This window comes from Rhodococcus sp. LB1 (genome assembly GCF_001583455.1).
Classification (GTDB): Bacteria; Actinomycetota; Actinomycetes; order Mycobacteriales; family Mycobacteriaceae; genus Rhodococcus_F; species Rhodococcus_F opacus.
In genome coordinates this window covers 18,968-41,086 of sequence record NZ_LTCZ01000076.1, presented here as the reverse complement: position 1 = coordinate 41,086, position 22,119 = coordinate 18,968, and the positions used below count along the sequence as shown (strand labels likewise).

The window sequence follows — 22,119 nt, the reverse complement described above, 5'->3', positions numbered from 1 at the left end:
GGTCATCGGGGTGCGTTCACACGTACGGGAGCGCTGGAGGCAGTGGTGCCGTCGCCCTCGACGATGACACTGCCCTGTGCCGTGACCACTCGGGCCGATTCGCTGCCGAAGTCCGGTAGGGGGATCGTCCCGGGCGCCCCGACGTACTGGATCACGAGTCCGCCGGCGCCAGTCGTGCTGGTGGCGGTTTCGACGACCATTCCGTCGTCGAACGACGAGATGTTCAGGGCAGGCGTCTCGGACCCCGCCACGATGCGGCCATCCTGGATACGCACGGGCGGATTCACGTCCGGACTTTGCCCGATCAGCACGAACGGCCTGCCCGGGGCCGGCTGGGAGTTCCACTCGAACACAGGATCATAGTGTGTCGGAATGAATGTCGTCAGCACGGGCACGGTCGCGTTGAGCTCGTCGACGGCACTCGACTGCGCGGCCTCCGGCCAGTAGACGGCAAAACCGGGGGCCAGCGTCCGGGGCAGCGCCGTGAATCCCGCGCCCGGGTCGTCGCCGAGAACGAGTGCAGACGCGGCCTCGAGCTGCATCGGGTACGTGGTGACCCGCACGTCGCAGCCACCGAGGTCGCGGTCGCGCTGGACCGTCAGAGTCAGAGTGTTCTCCAGCAGTTGCGCCGAGGCGGGCAACTCGATCACGGCCTGCGCCGACGTCTCGTCGAGTCTGCGGCTCTCGACGAGCTGTCCGTTGAGTTGGACGTTGAGAATCCAGGTGAGGTCGTCCGGCGACGCGGGTAGCGCCATCGCCACCCGAACCGACTGCGGCAGGCGACCGCCGGGCAGGTCGGCGAGTGAGTACCCGATCCGCCAGCGGTGATCCTCGGCGATCTGCACCACGGAGGTGTCGGCGCCGAGCGCATCCAGGCTCACCTCGTTCCCACCGAGCGGTGTGGTGGCGAGCGCCTGCGGATCGCTCCGGTCGGAATCGGCAGTGGCAGCCAGCGGGTCGGTCAGAAACTGCGAGATCAGGTCGCCGTTCGGCGCCAGCACGCCCACGACCGGTGTGTCGTCGACCGTGCCGAGAACGATGCCCCCGTCTGTTCCCTCCGAGGCGGACCAGCCGAGGCCTGCCAGCCTTTCGGCGGAGCCGAGCGCCACCGCATTCTGCACACCGGAACCGGGCATCGTCTCCGAATACGTCACCTCGTAACCGGCACCGGTCAGCGCGATCCCCATTTGTGCTGCCGCCCCGCGCCACTCGTCACTCTGGTCGGCGAGCACCAGGGTGAGGCGACGATCCCAGGACACGACCGCATCGCGCACGGTGTGCACACGTTCGGACAGGGCCGCCTCGACCACGCTCGCGGGGTCGAGGTGAACCTGCATGCCCGCCGCGTGATCGGGTGTGCACGTCCGGTTGTCCAGCGTTCCCTCGACCTGGACCTGAACCCGGACCTGCCCGTCGCTCGACAGTTGCTCCGGAACGTCGACCATCAGGTTCAGTTCGTTGGCGTCCCCGCGTGCCAGTTCGCTCTTGTAGACCTGTTGCCCATCCATCCTGACGGTCAAGAACACGACGCTGTCCTGGGCCACCTGTGTCGTCCCGGTCAGCCGCAGCCGGGTCTGCTCGCGCGCGGAGTCGGCGGGGAAGGTGACGGCGAATGTCGTCGACGGTGAATCGTCGGTGAGCCAGACACCGTCGTCGTAGCCCGCCCCCGACAACGATTTGGTGTAGTGGCGGTCAGCGGGAACGTCGAGACTCGTGTCGTCGACGTCGCGGGTGAACCACACCGGTCGTACGAGCACGAAGACGAGAAGAAGTGCCAGCGCGGCCGCCAGGATCCACCAGGCGGAACGCGGGACGGTGCGCCCCCGTTCTCCGCGGAAGTACCCGGACTCGGACGGCGCGCGATCTTCAGGCCGCTCGTCACCTCGTGAGTTCTCCGGATCTGCGCTGTCGTCCGGAGGCGTGTCGTTCACCGGCTCTGCTCCGCGGCCACCGATCTCCGGTCCCTGTTCCAGTACGAGGTACACGGAATCCGGCTCACGTCGACGCGGTCGGCGTATTTCTGGGCGATCTCGACGGACTCCTTCAGCAGGCCCGTGGCCAATCTGGTCGGTTCGAGACCGAGCCCGAGTAGATGGTCGTTGCGTGCACTGAGCTGGTTTTCATCGGCTTCGGCCCGCGGGTTGGGGACCGCGCTGACGTGGGCTCCGACCGTATCCGCGACGAGGTGCGCCAAGTCGGACACCCGGTGGGTTTCGGTCACCTGGTTCATCACCCGCACCCGGCCACCGAGGTCCGCTCCGGATTCGGCGGCGAGTCGGATACACCGCACGGTGTCCCTGATATTGATGAACGCTCGGGTTTGTCCTCCCGTCCCATGCACGGTCAGTGGGTACCCGACGGCCGCCTGCACCAGAAAGCGATTGAGCACAGTCCCGAAGTCGCCGTCGTAATCGAAACGGTTGATCAGGCGCGGATCGAGCACGGTTTCATCGGTTTGCGTACCCCAGACGATGCCCTGGTGCAGGTCGGTGATGCGCACGCCGTCGTTGCGCGCGTAGAACTGGAACAGCAACTGGTCCAGCGACTTGGTGAGGTGGTACACGCTGCCCGGCTGGGTGGGGTACAGGATGTCCCGGGTGTGCGGACGCCCATGACGATCGGGATAGCTGACGGTGAGATACCCCTCGGGCAGGTCTACCGGCACCGACTCGTAGCCGTAGACGCCCATCGTTCCGAGATGCACGACGTGGGCATCGATACCCACCTGTACCACGGCGGCCAGCAGATTGTGGGTGGCGTTGAGGTTGTTGTCGACGGTGTAACGCTTGAGGGCCGGTGACTTCATCGAGTACGGCGCCGCCCGCTGCTCGGCGAAGTGCACGACGGCCTCCGGGCTCTCGGCCGCCAGCAGCTCGGTCAACGCATCGTAATCGTGGGCGAGGTCGAGTTCGACGACACCGATCTCGTTGCCGGTGACCTCGCGCCAGGTCTGCACGCGCTCGGCGAGCGGAACGATCGGGGTGAGCGATTGCACCCCGAGCTCGTCGTCGATCCGGCGTCGCACGAGACTGTCGACGATCGTGACCTGATGCCCGTGCGCCGAAAGGTGAAGCGCGCTCGGCCAACCGCAGAATCCGTCTCCTCCGAGGATCAATATCCGCATGGATTCACCCTTTGCATCGGCGGACGCGCGACGTGTAAAGGTCGGTAGTGGTTAACGAAAAACCATACCGGACACCCTGCAAGTTCGGAGGCGTTTCGAGGTCGGCGGACAACCGGTCACTCCGCCACGAGTCGAGCCCCGACGGTGTGCACCACCTGCACGTCAGGGTTCCACGGGACCAGCGCATCAACAGATTTCTCGAGCTCGTCGACCGGCGGAAGTGTCTCCGGACCGAGTACCGCGACGGTGGCAGTGCCGCCCTGCCAGGTGACATCGGTGACCTCGGCGCCGGGAGTGCCGGCGAGCCAATTCTCCGCTGCGGTGGAGATCTGCCGCGCCCACAGCGAGGACAGCGAATTGACTACCATGGGGATCGCGACCGCGACCAGGACCAGCGCCAGGACGGTATACGCGCGTCGCCGGTGCGCGCCGGTGGCGCTCCCGACTTCCCGGGCGTATCCCGCGGCAACGAGCACAGCCGTCGCGGTGATGACCATCGCCACGACATTGGACGCGAACAGCACGAACGCTCCCACAGCCAGCGACGGTGCCCCCGATCCCAGGCACACCCCCACCACCGCGAGGGGAGGGACCAGGGAGATGGCGATGGCGACGCCGGGAAGAACGTCACCGACGTCTTTCCTCGCGACGGCGACGGCACCGACCAGGCCGGTGGCCAGCGCGGCGGCCAGGTCCATCAGGGTCGGTGACGTACGGCCGGTTACTTGCGAATTGGTCAGTACATTCGTCGGATTCGGCAACACCTGCGCGAACACCATCCCCAACACGACGACGAGGGCGATGCCGGCGAGGACGTAGAACATGCTGTGCCCGATCAGGCGTCCGTTGCCGGTGGTGATGCCCAACCCCACCCCGAGAATGGGCGTCGACAGCGGCGCGACGATCATCGCACCGATCACGGTGGCGGTGGAATCACCCACCACACCCGCCACCGCGATCACGGCCGACAGCGTCAACATCACCCAGAATGCGGAACGCTTGGCGTCCCGGTCGCCGACCGAGAGATCGAGGCGTTCGCCCAGTTCGGTCAGCGTGCGACGTTGTCTGTCGGGAATGATCCCGAGGCGACTGGTCACCATGTGTCCGGGCGCGCGGTCTGCGCCGATCCCGCGACGCCGGAGAGCAGCGAGACGATCGCGATACCGACGGTGAAGTAGATCGCCGCGCTGCCGATCCGCGACGCGGTGGTGGCGTCGACGGTGAACGGCCACAGCGCCGCGACGAGGGTGGCGAGTATGCAGATCCAGCCGAAGAATGTCGCCGCGCGTGGCGTCGAGACCAGGAGCACGTGCAGGAGTGCGGTGGCGATCAAGGCCGCGACGGCGGCCCCCACTGCGAGGGTGCTCGCCTGGGAGTTTCCCACGGTGGTCGCCGGGGTGATCACCGGGATATCGAGCAGCCCGCGGACGATCAACAGCCCGACGACCGCGGCCAGGGCCGCAACGATCGCGGTAGCGGCACCTCCGGCCCACAGTCGTTTCGCGTCGACGGTGGGAGCGGCCGGTCTCCCGGGCTGGATCTGGTTCATCGAATGGCTCCTTCCGAATGTCGGGCGGAGGGGGTTTCCAGCCACGGTAGGCCGTTCGGAATGCTGATTTGTCATCCTTCGCGGGTGAAAGGGAACGGGCGGTTCGCGTGGTTTCACCTCTCTCGGGTGAGGTCACGTCGTGACCGCGGTGACACTCTGCAAGGTGAGTCCGGGCGCCGCGCCGGAGGAAGGTCGCCGGCCGCGCGCCATGTGAAATGACCACGAGGTCGACGCCCGCGGACAGTTGCGGCCGGCGGCGTCCGGCGTGGCATGTGGGAAGGGGTTCCATGTCCAGTCAGACAGATGCCACGGCGAGCGTGCAGGCCGCGAACGAGGACGCGTTGCAGCAGCTGCCGTTCGGAGACGAGCAGGATCTGGCCGATGTCGAGCGGGGCTTCGTCGCAGCCCTCGAGCCCGGTGTCGTGACAGGGACCGACGGAAACGTGGTGTGGGACAGCGACGCGTTCGCGTTCCTCGAGCAGGATTGCCCGCCCACGGTGCATCCGAGTCTGTGGCGGCAGTCGCGGCTGTGCGCACGTCAAGGCCTGTTCGAGGTCACCGACGGTATCTACCAGATCCGTGGCCTCGATCTGTCGAACATGACCCTGGTCGAGGGCGACACCGGCGTGATCGTCATCGATCCGCTGATCTCCGCGGAGACCGCGGCCGCGGGACTGTCGCTGTATCGCGCGCAGCGCGGTGATCGTCCGGTGACCGGGGTGATCTTCTCGCATTCGCACATCGATCACTTCGGTGGCGTCAAGGGGGTCACCACCGAAGACGACGTCGCGGCGGGGCGTTGCCCGATTCTGGCACCGGCGGGTTTCGTCGAGCACTCCGTCGCGGAGAACGTGTATGCCGGCGCCGCGATGGCACGACGGTCCGCATACATGTACGGGGCTGCGCTGCCGCGCGGGCCGCAAGGGGCCGTGGGCGCCGGGCTCGGCCCGACCACCTCGACGGGAACCCCCACCCTCATCACGCCCACCGTCGACATCGATCACACCGGCCAGACCGAGACCGTCGACGGGGTTCGGATCGAGTTCCAGCTCACCCCGGGCACCGAGGCGCCGTCGGAGATGAACTTCTACTTCCCCGACCGGCGAGCGCTCTGCATGGCCGAGAACGCCACTCATACCTTGCACAACCTGCTGACGTTGCGGGGCGCGCTGGTTCGCGATCCCCATGTCTGGGCGAAATACTTGACCGAGTCGATCAACCGGTACGCCGCCCGCACCGACGTGCTGTTCGCGTCCCATCACTGGCCCACGTGGGGAACCGAGCGGCTCACCGAGTTCCTGTCCGTCCAGCGCGACCTCTACGGGTATCTCCACGATCAGACCCTGAGGGCGCTCAACAAGGGCGCCACCGGAATCGAGATCGCCGAGTCGATCGAACTGCCGCCGAAAGTGGCGCAGGCGTGGCACACGCACGGCTATTACGGTTCGGTCAGCCACAACGTCAAGGCCATCTACCAGCGCTACATGGGCTGGTTCGACGGCAACCCCGCGAAGCTGTGGGAGCACCCGCCCGTCGAATCCGCCAAACGGCACGTCGAATTCATGGGCGGGGTGGACGAGACGCTCCGCAAGGCCCGCGAATCCTATGCGGCGGGCGACTTCCGGTGGGTCGCACAGGTGCTGAACTACGTGATCTTCGCCGAGCCCGACAACGCCGAGGCGAAGGCGTTGCAGGCCGACACCCTCGAGCAGCTCGGGTATGGATCCGAGAACGGCACCTGGCGGAACTTCTTCCTCATGGGCGCCTACGAACTCCGCAACGGGTCGGTCGGGACGCCGATCGTCACTGCCTCCCCGGACATTTCGGCGGCGCTGACGGTGGAGCAGGCCTTCGACGCGATCGCGCTGCGGGTCGACGGGCCCCGCGCCTGGTCGGCAGACCTCACCATCGACTGGAACGTCAAGGACGAGGGTGTCGTGCACCGAGCTCAGCTGCACAACGGGGTGCTGGTGCACTTCGACGTCGACGGGGAGATGCCCGCACCCGATGCGGCATTCACCCTGACCCGGCAGGACCTACTCGCCGCAGTGCTCGGGGGCAAGGACCTGGGCGAGATGATCTCGGGTGGCAGCGTCGAAGTGGACGGCAATTCCGCCGCGTTGACGGAGTTGATCGGCTACCTCGACGCCCCCGACCCGGACTTCGCGATCGTCACACCGTAGTGCCGCCGAACCCGCGACCACCTGAGCAGGTCTGGTCGCGGGGTCATCCGGAGGCGTCACCGAGGTCCAATTCGAGTCGGTCGTCCTCGAGCCGGACCACCCGGACGGTGCGTGAGTCGCCCGCCGCCGTGGTCACCTCGAGCCGCCCGTCGTCGGCGGGCACCCACGTCCCCTCTCGTGCCTCGTTGGCGTCTCCCCGGCCGATCGCCCAGTCGACGAACGAACCGTCCGGCCGGAATTCGATACCGCCACGCCCCCTCGCGCGCGGGAAGTCGAATTCGGCGGGCCGGTACACGCGGACGCCGTCGTGGTCCTCCTCGAAGGAATGCCGCCAGCGCCCCGCGGCACTCCGGGCGACCAGCGCGGAGGCGGCGGACTCCGTTCCCCCGGGCCGCCCCGTCCACAACTGCTTCCGGACGCCGTCCAGGCACGCTCCCATCCGTGCGCCCTGCCCCTTGGTGAACATCACCATCCCGGCGTCGTCCGTGTAGTCCATGTAATCCATGAACAGGTCGCCGTGGGGGCCGTTCCCGCAACTGATGTGCGGGAATCGTGGCATCCCGACGTTCTGCCCGCCCTGATTGGGGGTGTCGCCGACCTCGTCGGAGCCCCGGCATCCGGTGCCGTCGTCGCCCCAGATGTGGTAGAGGTTGAAGTAGTGCCCGATCTCGTGGGTCGCGGTGCGCCCGAGGTTGAACGGGGCACGTGCAGTGCCCGTCGTCCCGAACGCGGTGTACGTGATCACGACGCCGTCTGTGGCGACCGGACCGCCGGGGAACTGCGCGTAGCCGAGCAGACCACCACCGAGCGCGCAGACCCAGATGTTCAGGTATCGCTGCGTCGGCCACGGATCGGCACCGCCGGTCTCCGCGGACTTGACGCCGTCGTTCTGATCGAACGCATCGACTTCGGTTGCAGTTCGGGTGATTCCGTTCGTCGCCCGTCCGTCCGGATCCGTGTCGGCAAGGTAGAACTCGATTCCCGCGTCGCCGACCAGATCCTCGAACACGGACGGGACGGTGTCCACGTCGTCGTTGGTGGCCCGGAAGTCCTTGTCGAGCACCGCGATCTGGCTCTCGATCTGCGCGTCGGAGATGTTCTGCGCCGCAGTCTTCCACACGACGTGAACGACGACCGGAATCCGTGCGACACCGCGGGCGGCGATCGACTGCAGCGATTCCAGGTCGATGGTCTGGTTCTCGATCTCCGATCGGGCGATGCGATACGACTCCGACTCGGTCAACAGCCGCCGGTGCACATCCATCGCCCCGCAGGTGCGCTGCGTGGGCAGATCGACATCTGATTCGTTGGTGCTCATGGCGTCGGGCTCCCTTTCGGTTTCAGAGAATCAGGTCCTGGGGACGGATCAGTTCACGAGGCAGGGCGCTCGCCTCGATCCGCTCGAGCGGATCGGCCGCGATGTAGGGGTCCAGGACCAGACCGGTCAACTGGGCGATCCGCCGCACGGGTACCTGGAACGTGCGGTATGCGCCGTAGGAGAACGCCTCCTCCCCCTCGGCGAACTCGTCCAGCAGGGCGGCCTGGCTGAGCAGGTATCCGGTGACCGAGAGACCGCCGTCCTGCTTGACCATGGCCACCATCTTCCAGAACTGACGCGGCAGCGCCACCCCCCGATATTCGGGGTCGTCGGGCGCGAGAACGGGTCCGGTGACGACGCTGACGGCGAGATCGGCGTTGTCCGCGTTCTTCAGGACGTAGTCCTCGAGGCCCAGCCACAACGTCTGCCCCGCGTTGAAACTGTGATGTTGCGGAGTGCAATTCGTGAAGTGGAACGTGTCGTCGTTCGCCGCCTTCGCGAGATGTCCCCACGCCGGGTCGAGTCGGCGCACGAGGTGACCGCGGTCGAGCGGATTTTCGCGATACACGTCCTCCCCCGTCTGCTGATCGGCCGGAAGTCGCGGGTCGAGTATCCAACGGTCGCTGTCGCGCCGCGGACTCTGCGATTGCGTTCCGTCGATGTTCACGGCGGTGAACAGCGCGAGTGCCCGCTCGCGGTGCATCACGACGCTGAAGTGGTGATACTTCAACTCCGGTGACGCGACCGACGGCGTCCCGGGCCGCGGAAGGGGTAGCGGCGCACGCAGGAAGGTCGCGTCGTACCCGCCGCGCGTGCTGTAGTCCGGATCGATCGAGATCGCCTCGGGCTCAGCGGGTCGCCCGGCGGCGGGCGACGCGACAGATCCGAGACGGACGGTGATCTCCAGGGGAACCCGGACGGTGACTTCCTGTTCGTGTTCGACAGCCGCGGGGACCGTCGGTGCCGTCCGCTCCGCGCGGACGATCTCGTCGACGAGGTCACGCGACTGCGGGGGCAGGTTCTGCGCCCGCACGTACTCGAGGATGCGGCTGATGCGCACCCCCTCGTTGAGGACACCACCGAACTCGGTGTGCTGCGGCGCCCGCACACTCGCGTGATGCAACGCGACCACCTCCCACTGGTCGTTGAAGACCGGGGAACCCGAGGATCCGGGTTCCGTGTCTGCCGAGTAGTGCAAGAACCGCTCGGGAATGTCGACGATACGGTTCTCCCGCAGGGCAATCTGCTTCTTCTCGCCGCGAGGGTGCTGCACGATGGTCACGAATTCACCGATGACAGCCTTGCCCTCCGCCTGGATCAGCGGGTTGAAACCGAATTGGGCAAGCTTTCCGGGTTCGGCCCCGACGGCGACGAGCGCGAAGTCGCGTTCCCGGTCGGCGAGATAGAACCGACCCGGGTCCAGCGGAAACATCTGCACGGGACGCGGTTTTCCGTCGATGCCGTCCTGGTAGTCGAACTCGATCACGCTGCTGCGGCCGGTGTCCGCGTCCGGCAGCACGTGATGGTTGGTCAGCAGCAGAGTGGGTGAGACGAGGAAGCCCGTGCCGTAGCCCTGCAGGGTTCCTCGTACGTCCCGGATGTTGACGCGTCCGATCGACCGGGCGGCGGCGGCACCGGCATCGAGGTATCGGACGCCGACGAAATCGGCTGTGTTGATTATTTTCTCGAGTAACTGATCCGGGAGGGTGTCCGACTCCCGATCCCCTGCCGCGTAGTAGCGACCGAGCCGGTCCACGCGCTTCGCGATCCGTTCGGGAGTATCCGCGGCGGCGACGCCTCCGGGGCCGTTGAGTGCGTCCACGTGCTCGCCCCGCTGCGGGGCCCGTTCGCGGGCACGCAGTTCCGCCGCATCGCGCTGTCGCTGCCGTTCCGCCTCGAACGTTCCCCCAGGCATCGTGCGCTGCGACTGTCCGTCTCCGATGTTGTCGACGATGGTCATGACTCGGTCCTCACGTAGGTCGGGCGGCTCGTCCTGTGATTGCGAGCCTTCCCGTCGCGGGCACGTCGGTCATGCGTAGTGGGCTACTCGTTTCTCGGTCCGACCACGGTGTCGGCGCGTTCGTACTGTTCGACGCCGTTCCGGACGACCCGTCGGATGCGGTCGCCGTCGGCCACGAGGTCGTCGAGCAGCGGAACCGCCACTTCCGGCCGGATGGGGGTTTCCGCGAGGAGTTGCCCGAGTTCGAGTGCCTCCGACCCGAGCGCCCCGACGATGACCTTCCGCCGCGCGCAGTCCAGTGCCGCGTCCACCTCGAGCTGCTTCGCGGTGTCACCCCGCGCCGCAGGTATCGGTGTCGCCGTCTCGACCAGCAGCGCTCGGACGTCCTGCGCCGTCAGATCGCGGTCGGTCGCCCAGACCAGCATCGCCGCGACGGCCACGTACAGCGCGGCGAACGTCGTGCCGTCCATCTCCGGTCTGTCGACGAGCCGCTCGCACGCCGTTCCGGTGATCGTCCGCGGCGCATAGATGTCGGGTTTTCCCGCGTCGGGGAAGTACGGGGTTTCGTGAGTGAGGGTGCCGTCGTCCTCAACGGCTCCGACGGCGAACGCATCCGCACTCCACGCGGGATACGCCGGCTCGTCCGCGTGGTCGCCCGAGGCGATCACGAGCCTTCCCTCGCTCACCAGGCGCGCAATCACCGCATTCTGCGCATCCGTCGGCACGGCGTTGCCGTAGTCGAATACCAGGATGTCCGCATCGGCCAGGGCTGCGTCCTCCATCCACCGGCAGACGTCGCGTTCGGACGGGATACCGTGCGCGAACGCCAGCTCCTGAGGAAGGAGTTCGGCCAGCGCCGATTCGCCCTGCCCCGTCTCACCGGCCACCACTCGCCCCGGAACCCCGTGCCGGATGGCGCACTGAGTGACGGCGACGGCGATCTCCTCACGACGGCCGGCAGTGAACGGGCCCGCCACCGCCAACCGCAACGCACGACGCACCGGTGCCGCGGCCGTCGCGTCGACCTCGGGCACACGGGATTCCGCGCCGAAGAAGTCGGACCCGTTGGACACCTGGGCCGCCGGCTTGACGGCGCCGACGCCGAGCTGTCGGACCAGGATCGGCAGGTCCCGCGGCTCGAAGGTCCCGTTCCGGGCGGCGAGATCGGCCAACTGCTCCCACAGTTCCAGGTGCCGCACGTCGGTGTAGAGCCGGGAGAGGTCCTCCTCCGGATAGCGGGTCAGGGTCGGCAGATTCCGCCGAATCCATTGCCACACTTCGGGCCACGACAGGGCGTCGAGACGGATCGTGCGCACTTCCGAGGCGCGGAGCGACTCCGTCAGTCCGACGAGTTCCCCGGTGGCCGCCACGCCGAGCCGCGCGTCGACGCGCCGCTGGGTCAGCAGGACGAGCGCGGCGAGAAGGTCCGAGGCACCGGGTTCGTCGCCGAGCAGCAGGTCACCGTCGTCGATCACGATCGCAATGGGGACTTCGGTGAGGTCGTCGAGCAGTCGCTCCCACCACTCGCCGGCACTGAGACTGCCCGGCCGCACGGTGCGCGCCCCGGCGTCCCGCAACAGATCAGCGACGAGCCGGCACAGTTCGTGGAGCGGGTCGGGTTTCGCGAGCAGGCGTTTCGTGCTGACGAACAGATGGGCGATCTTCGGGTCGAGCTCCTCGAGCACCCGGTCCAGAAGAGCGGTCTTTCCCGTGGAGGGCATGCCGACGACGTGCAGCAATCGAGCGGTCGTCTGCCCGGACAACACGTCCACCCCCTCGCGCAGCTCCGCGAGGCGGGAGATGAAGCGGAGTTCGCCCTGACGGATCCCGATCCGCCGCGCGATCCGCCGCGGCGAGGGCTCGGGCCGCGCTTTCGCCTCCGGGTCGATGATCGCGCCGGGCTCGCTACCACCGACGAACAGACACGGCACCGCCCAGTCGAGTAGGGGGTCACCGCTGTTCTCGTCGCCGTTGATCGCGAGCCGCGCCAGCCGCAACGCCTCGGCGACGGGCTGGCCGGCGGTCAGTGCCTGGTAGAAGAAACGAGTCAGCAGTCGCTCCGTCCGGAAGGGCAGCACCGCCTGCATCCCGATCACCATCGGGCACGCATCACGCACGCAGATGTCGGCGGACGACAGCGGCCCGGGCCACGGGTCGTCGTCGGTGGCACCGTCCGGCGCCCGGGCCGTCTCGCAGCCCGCGAACACGGCCAGCCGGAGGTCCGGCAGCTGCTGTAGCAGCAACGCGAACTCTTGGCTCGGCAGAAGCATCCCGCGACCGTTGCCCTGCTCCACCTTCAGTCCGTCGGGATTGGCATGGCCGAGGTAGTGGAAGAGGTGAAACCCGCGTCTCTGCATGCCCATTCGGCTGCGGAGCCGTTCGACGGACGGGCGGTCCTCGACCACAACGCGGAGCAGACCCCGGTCGACCAGTGGCCGCAATTCCGACAGCAGGCTGCGTTTCTCGGCATACAGGTCGAACGGGGCCTCGGAATCCTCGGGACCCGACCGCAGGGGGCTCGACATCACCAGCAGGAGGTTGAGCGGCGGCTCGATCGGCGTCTGCCGCAACGGGTAGGTGCGCGACCGTCCCGACCGCACCACGTGGACGTCGCGCGCCATGGCGAGGAACTGGTCGGGTCGTTGCGGATCCAGCAGCAACTCCCACGGCCAGGCGCATACTTCCTGCGGTGCGGCGAGGACGCGCACGAGGAGCTGGGTTCCCGTGGTCCGGGCCAACCCCCGGCTCTGCTGCAGCAGCGTGACGATGTCCGGGACCCCGAACACCAGATCCGTCAACACCTTCCCGACGTCGAGCGCATGGGTTGCGGCGTCGGTGCGCGCGTGCCGGACGGTGTCGGTCAACCAGTCGGACGGTGTGTCGATCGTCTTCCCGGTGACGTCGTTCGGCAGCTTCCATTCCGGGACCGGTCGCCGCACCGCGAACACCGAACCCATCCGCGACTGCGCCGAGAGCCAGACGTGGTCGCCGGCCCGGAGAACGCTGATCTCCAGTGCCTCGAAACCGGGTGTCGGTCCCATGCGTCCGCGCTCCTAGACGTCCACGGACCGGGCGATCTCGTCGAGGTCGACCACACTCGCGACGTCGGTGACCGGATGCACCCCGGGTGCGCGGACGGTGATCCGGTAGTCCTGGGCGGCCAGCCCGTCGAGGCTCGTCTGCTGCCAGCCGTCGACGGTCGACGCCAACGGGTGTTCCCGACTCGGACCGCCGGCCATGGGCTCGACCGTCGCGAGAAGCCGAGCGCCCCCGGCTCCGGTGCGTGCCCGGATCACCAGCGGCTCGGCGGTCGTGACGTCGTCGACTTCCAGCGCGACCGATTCGTTCACCGCCGGAAACACGTTCGGAGGCGCGAGTGTCGCGGTGTTCAGGATTCCGCCCACATGGTCGAGCACCGGGTCGTCGTTCTGGAGGGAGCCGTGCCGCTGGCTGAAGAAGGCCGCGTTCTTCCATCCCGCCATGAGTTCGTGCGGGGTGGACGACAATTTCGGCACGGTGCCGTCGCCGCCGCTCTCGCCGGGTCCGCGGACGGTCATCGTCTCGACCTTCGTTCCGGCGAGCCGGGCGGCCCACTTGGTGGGCTGGAAGTCGCCGATGACCGGACGGATGTCGTAGCCGTCGTGTCCCGAATCCAGCCGTGCGGTGACGGCGTCGCGCAGAGCTCGGTGCAGGCTCACCGCCGCACCCATCCGGCCGGTGTCGAGACCCGTCCCCGACCAGTCGAGCGCCTTGTCGTCGAGCGCGAGCCACGACCCGTCGTCGCCCGCCATGCACCGATACGACGGCAGCAACTGGTAGGCGGACGTGAACGACCGGATCAGCGCACTGAGGTCGACGGTGAACGGGCCCCAGCCCTTGCGGAAACCGTTGACGAGGAAGTCGAGCGCATTGACCGAGCCCGAGTACGGGGTCCCGAACGTGACGAGGGTGCGGGTGTCACGCCACCCGTCCAGGAATTCGAGGAACAGCCGAGCGACGATTCCGCCCATGGAATGGCACACCAGCACGAGCTTCGCGTCCGCGTTGCCCGACTTCTCTCGCCACCGCGTCAGCCACTCGTGTGTCCGTCGGGCCAGGGCGCGGGCCGCCACCCGGTTGTCGCGCCGCCAGTCGTAGGGGAACTCGAAATAGTTGTCGCCTGGAAGCACCCCGAATCGGCGGACGACGTCGTCACGGAATTTCGTGTACCCGTCGATCTTCCAGTCCAGCCCGGGAACGAAGTGGAAGTCCGGGACCAGACGGGTGGCCACGACGCCGTCACCGAGGTCGTCGACGTCCGGGTCGTCGCCGTCCAGCTTCAGGCGTTTGATGTTCCCGCCCAGCGACAGCACGCCCGCCAGCGCGACGCCCGGTGTCGGTGCCCATACGTCCTTGCCGTCACGGGCGAGGACCGACCCGCCGATGCCGGGCAACAACACGACTACGTCTTTCATGGCGGCCTCCGGGATCGAACGCCCAGGAGAGGGCGGCTTCGAATCCCAGTCTTCTCTCACCCGCCGCAATACACACGAGTAGCGGACCACTCGGTTTGCAATATTTTCGTCGGGTCGCGGGGCTCAGCTCTGCGCGAAGTTGAGGTAGGCCTTCGACGGCGTCGGGCCCCGCTGGCCCTGGTACTTGGAGCCGACGGCGGAGCTGCCGTACGGGTGTTCCGCCGCGCTCGACAACCGCAGCAGGCACAGCTGGCCGATCTTCATGCCCGGCCACAGGGTGATGGGCAGGTTCGCGACGTTGGAGAGTTCCAGCGTGATGTGCCCGTTGAAGCCGGGGTCGATAAACCCGGCCGTGGAGTGCGTCAACAGTCCGAGGCGGCCGAGCGAGGACTTGCCCTCGAGGCGTCCCGCCAGGTCGTCGGGCAGCGAACACACCTCCAGCGTGGAGCCGAGAACGAACTCACCCGGGTGCAGGACGAACGGCTCCCCCTCGGCCGGCTCGACCAGCGTCGTCAGCTCGTCCTGCCGCTGAGCTGGGTCGATGTGCGTGTACCGGGTGTTGTTGAACACCCGGAACAGGCTGTCGAGGCGCACATCCACGCTCGAGGGCTGGACCATCGAATCGTCGAACGGGTCGATGCCCAGACGTCCAGCGGAAATTTCGGCACGGAGATCGCGATCGGAGAGGAGCACAGGTAGAGGTTAACGGGTGTGGATGGCCATGGAGAGCAGCAGTTCGGTGCAGGTGTCCACGAGCTCCTCCTCGGGGAGGGTCACCGTGCCGTTCAACCACGCCGTCAGGGTCTGCGCGAGGCCCCCGACCATGAAGTGCGCGGCCAGGTCGAGGCGCGGGCTCTCGGCCACCTCGTAGTACCCGACCGTCTGCTTGGTAGCCAGGCCCGCGAACAGCCGCGAACTGTCGAGCCGGCGCTGCGCCAGCACCGCGCTCGACTGCGCCACCGAGAACATGAGACGGCCCTGACGCGGATCCTCGGCGACCTCCCGCACGATGTTGCGGACGCCGGCGCGCACGATGTCGCGTTCACCCGGCCCGGCCTTCGACACGGCGTCCAGGGTGCTGGTGGCGATCCGGTCCACCACGTGGTCGTAGACGGCGACGGTGAGCGCGTCGCGGTCGGTGAAGCTCTCGTAGAAATAGCGGGTAGCGAGGCCGGCCTGCTTGCAGACGCCGCGCACCGTCAGGGCGTGGTCGCCGTCCGCGCTGCCCAGCAGGTCGAGGCCGGCCTCGATGAGCTGGCCGCGTCGTTCCGATGTGCGCTGATCGCGCTCCTGGCCGCCATAGACCCGTCCGCCGTCGCCCGTCGAGTGTCCGACGTTCGCGTTCACCGGTGCGGTAGCCATGCGCACCATCTTTCCACCGGACTCTGGACGGCGAACATATATGTGAGTACGGTCGTGTTCAGATAGCGAATCCGTGGTGGGGAGAGGGAACAAAAATGTCGACGTCACTCGAAGTACCGGACCGTCTCGATCAGGTCATGGACGGCGCCGGACTACTGGCAGGCGCCGCGAACATCATCATGCAGCTCGCCCACCCCGGGGTCGGGTACGGCGTATACGAGAGCAAGGTCGAGAGCGGCCAGCTGTTCAGACATCCGATCAAACGGACCCGCACCACGCTGACCTACCTCGTGGTGGCGGCCCGCGGCACCGACGAGGAGAAGGCGGCGTTCCGCAAGGGCGTCAACCGCGCCCACGCCAAGGTGCGCTCCACCCCCGACAGCCCCGTGCAGTACAACGCATTCGATCCCGAACTGCAGCTATGGGTGGCCGCCTGCATCTACCGCGGATTCGAGGACGTCAACCGCGCCCTGCACGGCGACCTCTCCCCCGCAGCCGCCGAGTTCTTCTACAAGGAAGGCGCCACGTTCGGCACCACCCTTCAGGTGCCCCCGGAGATGTGGCCCGAAGACCGCATCGCGTTCGACGAGTACTGGAACAAGGCCCTCGACAAGGTGTCGATCGACGACACCATCCGCGAACACGTCCTCTCCATCGCACGCCTCGAATTCCTGCCCGCCATCGTCTCCCGCCTGTTCGGCCGGCTCAACATGTTCTTCACCAACGGCTTCCTGCCCCAGCAGTTCCGCGACGAAATGCACCTGACATGGACCGACAAGGATCAGAAGCGCTTCGACCGGACCCTCCGCACCATCGGCGCCATCAGCAGGCGCATCCCCGTCCGCATCCGGGAGTTCCCGTACAACGTGCTCATGTTCGATTTACGACGCCGAATGAAGGCCGGCAAACCTCTCGTATGACACACCGCGAGTGTGCTCGGGTAGTCCGGATCACCATCTGATAATGTTTCCGCCGCAGGGTGTTGGGCCTGCCTACGGGCGCCCAATATCGTGCGCGCCGATGTAGTTCAATGGCAGAACATCAGCTTCCCAAGCTGAATACGCGGGTTCGATTCCCGTCATCGGCTCCATCCATCCACGGGGTGTTCACCCATTAGGGTCCGTTGTGTTCACCCATTGGGCCCGCGATCGGACTCGGACCCCACTATCTGCGAATTCGACCCTATTGTGTCCGTTTCGGGCGGTTCTCCGGTCAGCGTGCGGCACGTTCGACGTGGTAGGAGCAGTAAATCTGGCGAACCCGTGCTCGATAATTGGTCATTTTCGGCGGATGGTCGAGGTCGGCCACCGGGATCTGTGGATTCCGGCGCCGGGCGGGGTAGCTATCTGCCGGGACGAGTGGCAGACGACGATTCCGTGTGGCCCTTGTTGGCTCGATTGATGCGAGGCCGCCGGCGCGGTGTGCGCTCGGGTTCCGGTTCCCCGAGGAACCGGCCCCAACAGTCGAGCGTTCCGCGGGCGGGCGGCCGCGTCGTGCAGGATCAGCAGGTTCAACGCAGCGAGGGCGAACCCCGCGAGCAGGGTGTAGCGACGGATTCCGAAGCCGCGGAAGAACCCACGATGCATTGTCATCCGGTTCTGCTTCAGGTCGGTCGAAGACGCTCTCGATGCCGACCCTGCGGTGACAGGACGCTTCCCAGGCGAGGGTGCCGTGCTGGAACGGCATCCGCATATCCGGGTAGTCCGTGTCGTTGAGGGTGAGGGTGCGCCCGCACCCGCATTCCGTGCCGGGTGTGCAGGAGGTCGTCGGCACGCTGTGCGGTGCGCGCATCGAGGTCGGGTTGTTCGGGCAGCGGACCCGCGCCGGTGGGACGGCGGGCCCGCGGTAGCGGCGCGCCCCGTCAGGTTGGCGGGCCCCGTGCGGGACGAAGGCGTAGGCCTGGCGCGCCTGGTGACGTCGCTCGGTTCGGGCACGGACCTCGTCCTTCATGTCGACGTCGATCGGGTCGAGATCCTCGAGTCCCGCCGGCAGGCTCGCCGAGTACAGGGTGCCGTCGATCCATATCGTGTGTGTACCGTCGCGTCCCGGGTGCGTCCCGCGCTGGTTCGGGTGCAGGTCGTAGATGGTGGTGTAGCCCAGCCGCCAGACCGGGATCGCGAACTTGTCGTCGGTGACGAAGTTGTAGGCGCGGTCGGCGATGAGATGGCGCGGCTTGCCGATGCGGTCGCCGAGCGCCTCAACAGCGGGCATGCCGCTGAATCCCTTGTTCGACCCAGCCGGCGAAAGGTTCATCGACCGCGCGACGTGCACCACCGGTAGTTGGCCGGGCGCCGACACAACATCGGTGACGACATGGAGATCGGACCCGCAGAAGAACATCGTTCCTCGAGCTCCGGACTACGCCATCCCATCCGGGCGTCAATGTCGATCGTGTAGATGTCGCGGCCGTCCGCGCCGACCGGGGCATCCGGGAGGTGATGGCCGCGGCGGCGGGCATGCGGATGGTTCGGATCCAGTGGGGCGAGCGGATGATCGGGTGGCGGAGGCGAGTCGGGGGTCGGCGTCGACGACCGGTTTGCGGTGCCGCACCCGCCCCCACGTCGAGATGTCGGTCGAATCCAGGACGCCGGCACCGGTCGGCGGGAAACACCACAACGAGGCATCGAGCAGTGCCTGCGCGAAACGGCACTCGTCCCACTCCGGATACCGCGGCGAGCGGGTATGCCTTCATCAACCGGCGCAGCGCGTCGTTGACGCTCTTGTAGCTGATGCCGACGTCCGTCTGCAGCCCGGGACGCCGCGTTGCCAGTCCGACCATCCCCGCACGACTTCCGCGACCAGCTGAAAAGCACACCCGGGAGAGGACCGAGGAGATGCGAACGTGTCAACACCAACCCCGGATCCGACACGGCAGCGCGCACCCTCATCACCAAGCTGAGAGCACTCCTCGGCACGAAACTCGTTGCATACCTTGCCGAAGCACCCGACACCGCCATCGTTCACGGATGGCTGCACGGCACCACCCGATCCTTCCCAGATGCTTCCTCCCGTTCGCCTGCACTCGGACCGCGATCATGGCCTGCAGGTCGCGGCCAAGCGCGATGGGGTCGATGTCGGCATGGACCCCGCGGATCACCCCGCGTTCCACGAGCGCCCGCACCCGTCCCAGGCAGGTCGACGGCGCGATACCGGCCAGCGCTGCGAGCGCAGTGTTGGGCGTGCGGGCATCGCGCGAGAGCTGATCGAGCAGGATGCGGTCGATGCCGTCGAGCGGCGTGTCGTATCAGCCGCCAGCCGCGGTGGGCGGCTGCGTATCCGGCGGCTGCGCCGAGGCCCGCACTGACAATCAGGCCGGCGATCAGGAACGGGATGGGGTCCACCGATTCCATACGCCCGGAAGCGGATGGTTCACCGACATACCCCGTGGTGAACCGCACCGGGTACGACAACCACCAGGCGAACAGGCTGGTACACACCAGGCCCGCGCCGAGTCCGAGGGCTGTCCCGATCAGTATCAGCGTCCGCACAAGATCAACTTCGCGACACCAGCTGTGCTGTTACCGCGGTGCCCGCCCGAGTGCCGCCTGGGCCGGCTCGCCACGGCATATTCCGCCCGAACCTGCACGAAATCCTTGGCCAAGGTGCTCAGACTGCATTTTACAGAGCAAAAAGTGTCTTCAGCTGGTGTTTTGCCAGGGACGCTGCGTAAATGTTTCCTTACAATAGTCACCCCGCACAGACCATGAGTGACGTGGTGCGACTCCTGAGTCGCCGCGTTTCTGCAGGTTTGCCGATTGGCCGGCATGTGCGTCACTTCGACAGAAGGAGTCGCTGCACCGCTATTCGCTGGTGCTGTGTGTCGGCTGGTCGGCTGCAGCTGTGGCGGCGAGGTTGGTGGCCGCCCAGTTGGCGAGCAGCGTCATGGCGTCGGCGGACGGGCTGCCGGGTTCGACGCTGTAGAGGGTCAGGACCAGGCCAGGGTCGGCGGGCAGCGGCATTGTTTCGTAGCCGATGGTGATCTCACCCACGACGGGGTGGTGGAAGGTTTTGGTGCCGGTGTAGTGCAGGCGCACATTGTGTTTGGCCCACCGGACCCGGAATTCGTCGCTGCGGGTGGACAGTTCACCGACGAGGTCGGAGATGCCGCGGTCGTATGGGTCGCGTCCGGCGTCGGTGCGCAACAGGTTGACCGCGCCGTCGGCCATCTGGTCCCAGTCGGGATAGAACTCGTGTGCGCGAGGGTCGAGGAAGCAGAACCGGACGAAGTTGACCGCCTTGCTGGGATCGGGGTGCAGTTGGTCCGGGTACAGGGGCGAATAGAAGGCGTAGGCGAGGCGGTTCGCGGCGACGAGGTCGTGGCGTGCGTTGCGCACGAATGCGGGCCCGTTGTAGCCGTCGAGGAGTCGCTGCACCATCGGCCGCACGGCCTTGGTGGTGCGGCGTGAGCGAACTCGTTGCGGGCTGGTGAGGGCACTGCGGTGCAGGTCGAACAGGTGGGAGCGTTCGGCGTCGTCAAGTTCCAGGGCACGCGCGATGGCATCGAGCACGGACTCGGAAACGCCGGTGACCTTGCCGCGTTCGATCTGGGTGTAGTAGTCGACCGAGAGTCCGGCCAGGGTGGCGACCTCTTGGCGGCGTAGGCCGGGGACGCGGCGTTTGGCGGCGTCGTAGACGGGCAGCCCGACGTGTTCAGGGGTGATCTTGGCCCGCCGTGACGCCAGGAATTGGCCGATCTCGGCGACTCGGTTGGTGGACTCCATACAACCGAGGCTACGACCCGCGCGTCGGCCGTTGCCAGGTGCTGCGAGGGGGGTGCTGCCAGCACCCCCCTAATCCTCGCCTCCCACGCGGGCAGCTGCCGGCGTTGCATGGGTGCTGCGAGCGCAGAGGTGCTCTGAGACCGAATCCTTCGATATCGACGAGGTGACATGACCACGCGAACGCCTGTCCGACCGAACACCGGCACTCCCCTGCCTGTGCTGGTGTATGTGCTGGCGGCCGGGATCTTCCTGATGGGCACGACCGAGTTCATGATCGCCGGACTGTTGCCCGACGTCGCCGCGGATCTGGGTGTGGATATCGCCCGGGCCGGGTTGCTGGTCACGGCGTTCGCGGTCGGCATGATCATCGGCCCACCGGTAATGGCATTGGCCACGCTGCGGTTGCCCGCCCGAGCCACCTTGATCGGGGCACTGATGGTGTTCTCCGCCGGGCACGTGGTGGCCGCGGTCAACGACTCGTTCACCGTCGTCACCGCCTCCCGCGTACTCACCGCGCTGGCTACCGGCACGTTCTGGGCGACCGGTGCGGTGGTGGCGGCCGCGGTCGTCGGCCCCGGGGCGAGCGCGCGGGCATTGGCGGTGCTCTCGGGCGGGTTGAGTCTGTCCGTGGTCGCCGGTGTCCCGTTGGGCACCTTCGCCGGCCAGTTCACCGGGTGGCGAGGTCCGTTCTGGATGCTGGCCGTGCTGGCGGTTCCGGCGCTCGTCGCCGTTCTTCGGTTCGCTCCGGCCACCGCGACCGGGGACACGGTGAGTGTGTCGGTGCGCTCGGAGATCTCGGCAGTGCGGCCGTGGCGGGTGTGGGCGGTGATGGGTGCGATCATGCTGGCTCAGGCCGGATTCCTCGGCGCCTACAGCTTCATCAGCCCCCTGCTGACCGACCGCGCCGGCATCTCCGCCGCGCTGGTGCCGCTGGTACTCGTCGGCTTCGGTGTGGGTGCCCTGGTGGGGACCGCACTGGGTGGTCGGATCGGCGACCGGCGGCCGCTGGCGACCATCGCCGCGGCGGTAGCACTGACCTCGCTTCTGCTGCTCGTACTGGCAGCGACCGCGAGCCACTCGGCGATCGTGGTGGGTCTGATCGTTGTCCTGGGTGCCTCCGGGCTCGGGGCGAACCCGGTGCTGATCGCCCAGACCATGCGATTCGCCGGACATACCTCCCGGCTGGCGTCCTCGCTGGCGACCGCGGCCTTCAACCTCGGCACCGCCACCGGATCGGCGTTAGCCGCGACCACCCTGTCGACGTCACTGGGTGTGGTCGGGCCGGCGGTCCTCGGCGCCGCGACCACCGCCACCGCGCTGATACCGATCGCACTGCTGGCGACCACCCGGGCGCGTCCTGCCGCCGGTAACCCGCCGCCCCGACCCTCCGACGAGACGCTGCGGGTCCCCACGTCAGTGAGCTAGAGCGCGGCTGAACACCGGCATCG

General features: G+C 67.4%; 15 protein-coding genes, 1 tRNA gene and 1 pseudogene. 4 read left to right on the top strand and 13 right to left on the bottom strand.

Annotation, left to right across the window (positions count from 1 at the left end; genetic code table 11):
- Positions 1-2 precede the first annotated feature (2 nt).
- The 4 genes from AZG88_RS13700 to AZG88_RS13685 all read right to left on the bottom strand — a co-directional run bounded on the left by AZG88_RS13700 (position 3) and on the right by AZG88_RS13685 (position 4,673).
- Positions 3-1,931: a cellulose biosynthesis cyclic di-GMP-binding regulatory protein BcsB gene (locus AZG88_RS13700; RefSeq protein WP_061698030.1), complete on the bottom strand. Its 1,929-nt coding sequence runs from the start codon at positions 1,929-1,931 to the stop codon at positions 3-5.
- Complete coding sequence (locus tag AZG88_RS13695; RefSeq protein WP_061697999.1) at positions 1,928-3,124, bottom strand: NAD-dependent epimerase/dehydratase family protein; 1,197 nt, start codon at positions 3,122-3,124, stop codon at positions 1,928-1,930. Before AZG88_RS13695 ends, AZG88_RS13700 begins: the two co-directional genes overlap by 4 nt.
- Before the next feature lie 116 nt (positions 3,125-3,240).
- On the bottom strand, positions 3,241-4,224 hold the full coding sequence (locus AZG88_RS13690; protein ID WP_005238086.1) for a TIGR00341 family protein: 984 nt from the start codon (positions 4,222-4,224) through the stop codon (positions 3,241-3,243).
- On the bottom strand, positions 4,218-4,673 hold the full coding sequence (locus tag AZG88_RS13685) for a DUF6069 family protein (RefSeq protein ID WP_061697998.1): 456 nt from the start codon (positions 4,671-4,673) through the stop codon (positions 4,218-4,220). Before AZG88_RS13685 ends, AZG88_RS13690 begins: the two co-directional genes overlap by 7 nt.
- A gap of 287 nt (positions 4,674-4,960) precedes the next feature.
- On the opposite strand from AZG88_RS13685, the gene AZG88_RS13680 reads away from it, so the two are divergent.
- A complete protein-coding gene (locus AZG88_RS13680) occupies positions 4,961-6,856 on the top strand; it encodes an alkyl/aryl-sulfatase (protein WP_061697997.1) in 1,896 nt (631 codons plus the stop codon).
- A gap of 43 nt (positions 6,857-6,899) precedes the next feature.
- Here the strand turns inward: AZG88_RS13680 and AZG88_RS13675 are convergent, their stop codons facing one another.
- From AZG88_RS13675 to AZG88_RS13650, 6 genes are all read right to left on the bottom strand, one after another.
- A complete protein-coding gene (locus AZG88_RS13675; protein WP_061697996.1) occupies positions 6,900-8,174 on the bottom strand; it encodes a zinc metalloprotease in 1,275 nt (424 codons plus the stop codon).
- 22 nt (positions 8,175-8,196) lie between these two features.
- Positions 8,197-10,134, bottom strand: coding sequence for a DNA/RNA non-specific endonuclease (locus tag AZG88_RS13670; RefSeq protein WP_061697995.1), 1,938 nt, complete (start codon positions 10,132-10,134; stop codon positions 8,197-8,199).
- Between the two features lie 83 nt (positions 10,135-10,217).
- Complete coding sequence (locus AZG88_RS13665) at positions 10,218-13,175, bottom strand: CHAT domain-containing protein (RefSeq protein WP_061043883.1); 2,958 nt, start codon at positions 13,173-13,175, stop codon at positions 10,218-10,220.
- A gap of 12 nt (positions 13,176-13,187) precedes the next feature.
- Positions 13,188-14,588 (bottom strand): lipase/acyltransferase domain-containing protein, encoded by a 1,401-nt coding sequence (locus tag AZG88_RS13660; RefSeq protein ID WP_061697994.1) that lies wholly within the window; start codon positions 14,586-14,588, stop codon positions 13,188-13,190.
- A gap of 123 nt (positions 14,589-14,711) precedes the next feature.
- The gene (gene dcd / locus AZG88_RS13655) at positions 14,712-15,281 is read right to left on the bottom strand and encodes a dCTP deaminase (protein WP_005238072.1); all 570 of its coding nucleotides are present in this window, start codon (positions 15,279-15,281) and stop codon (positions 14,712-14,714) included.
- Positions 15,282-15,290: 9 nt separating this feature from the next.
- Positions 15,291-15,959, bottom strand: coding sequence for a TetR/AcrR family transcriptional regulator (locus tag AZG88_RS13650; RefSeq protein ID WP_082833303.1), 669 nt, complete (start codon positions 15,957-15,959; stop codon positions 15,291-15,293).
- A gap of 86 nt (positions 15,960-16,045) precedes the next feature.
- On the opposite strand from AZG88_RS13650, the gene AZG88_RS13645 reads away from it, so the two are divergent.
- Together AZG88_RS13645 and AZG88_RS13640 are read left to right on the top strand one after the other, a co-directional pair.
- Positions 16,046-16,870, top strand: coding sequence for an oxygenase MpaB family protein (locus AZG88_RS13645; RefSeq protein WP_061697992.1), 825 nt, complete (start codon positions 16,046-16,048; stop codon positions 16,868-16,870).
- A 96-nt stretch (positions 16,871-16,966) separates the two neighbouring features.
- Positions 16,967-17,040: transfer RNA gene (locus tag AZG88_RS13640), tRNA-Gly, on the top strand.
- Between the two features lie 122 nt (positions 17,041-17,162).
- Here AZG88_RS13640 and AZG88_RS52555 read toward each other — a convergent pair.
- The 3 genes and pseudogenes from AZG88_RS52555 to AZG88_RS13625 all read right to left on the bottom strand — a co-directional run bounded on the left by AZG88_RS52555 (position 17,163) and on the right by AZG88_RS13625 (position 20,671).
- Positions 17,163-18,161, bottom strand: a complete 999-nt coding sequence (locus AZG88_RS52555; RefSeq protein WP_197487820.1) for a hypothetical protein — start codon at positions 18,159-18,161, stop codon at positions 17,163-17,165.
- A gap of 772 nt (positions 18,162-18,933) precedes the next feature.
- Positions 18,934-19,173 (bottom strand): annotated as a pseudogene (locus tag AZG88_RS49825) (Lrp/AsnC family transcriptional regulator); the annotation flags it as partial.
- Between the two features lie 577 nt (positions 19,174-19,750).
- The gene (locus tag AZG88_RS13625) at positions 19,751-20,671 is read right to left on the bottom strand and encodes a helix-turn-helix transcriptional regulator (RefSeq protein ID WP_061043912.1); all 921 of its coding nucleotides are present in this window, start codon (positions 20,669-20,671) and stop codon (positions 19,751-19,753) included.
- 168 nt (positions 20,672-20,839) lie between these two features.
- On the opposite strand from AZG88_RS13625, the gene AZG88_RS13620 reads away from it, so the two are divergent.
- The gene (locus AZG88_RS13620; RefSeq protein WP_061697989.1) at positions 20,840-22,096 is read left to right on the top strand and encodes an MFS transporter; all 1,257 of its coding nucleotides are present in this window, start codon (positions 20,840-20,842) and stop codon (positions 22,094-22,096) included.
- The last annotated feature ends 23 nt before the right edge of the window (positions 22,097-22,119 follow it).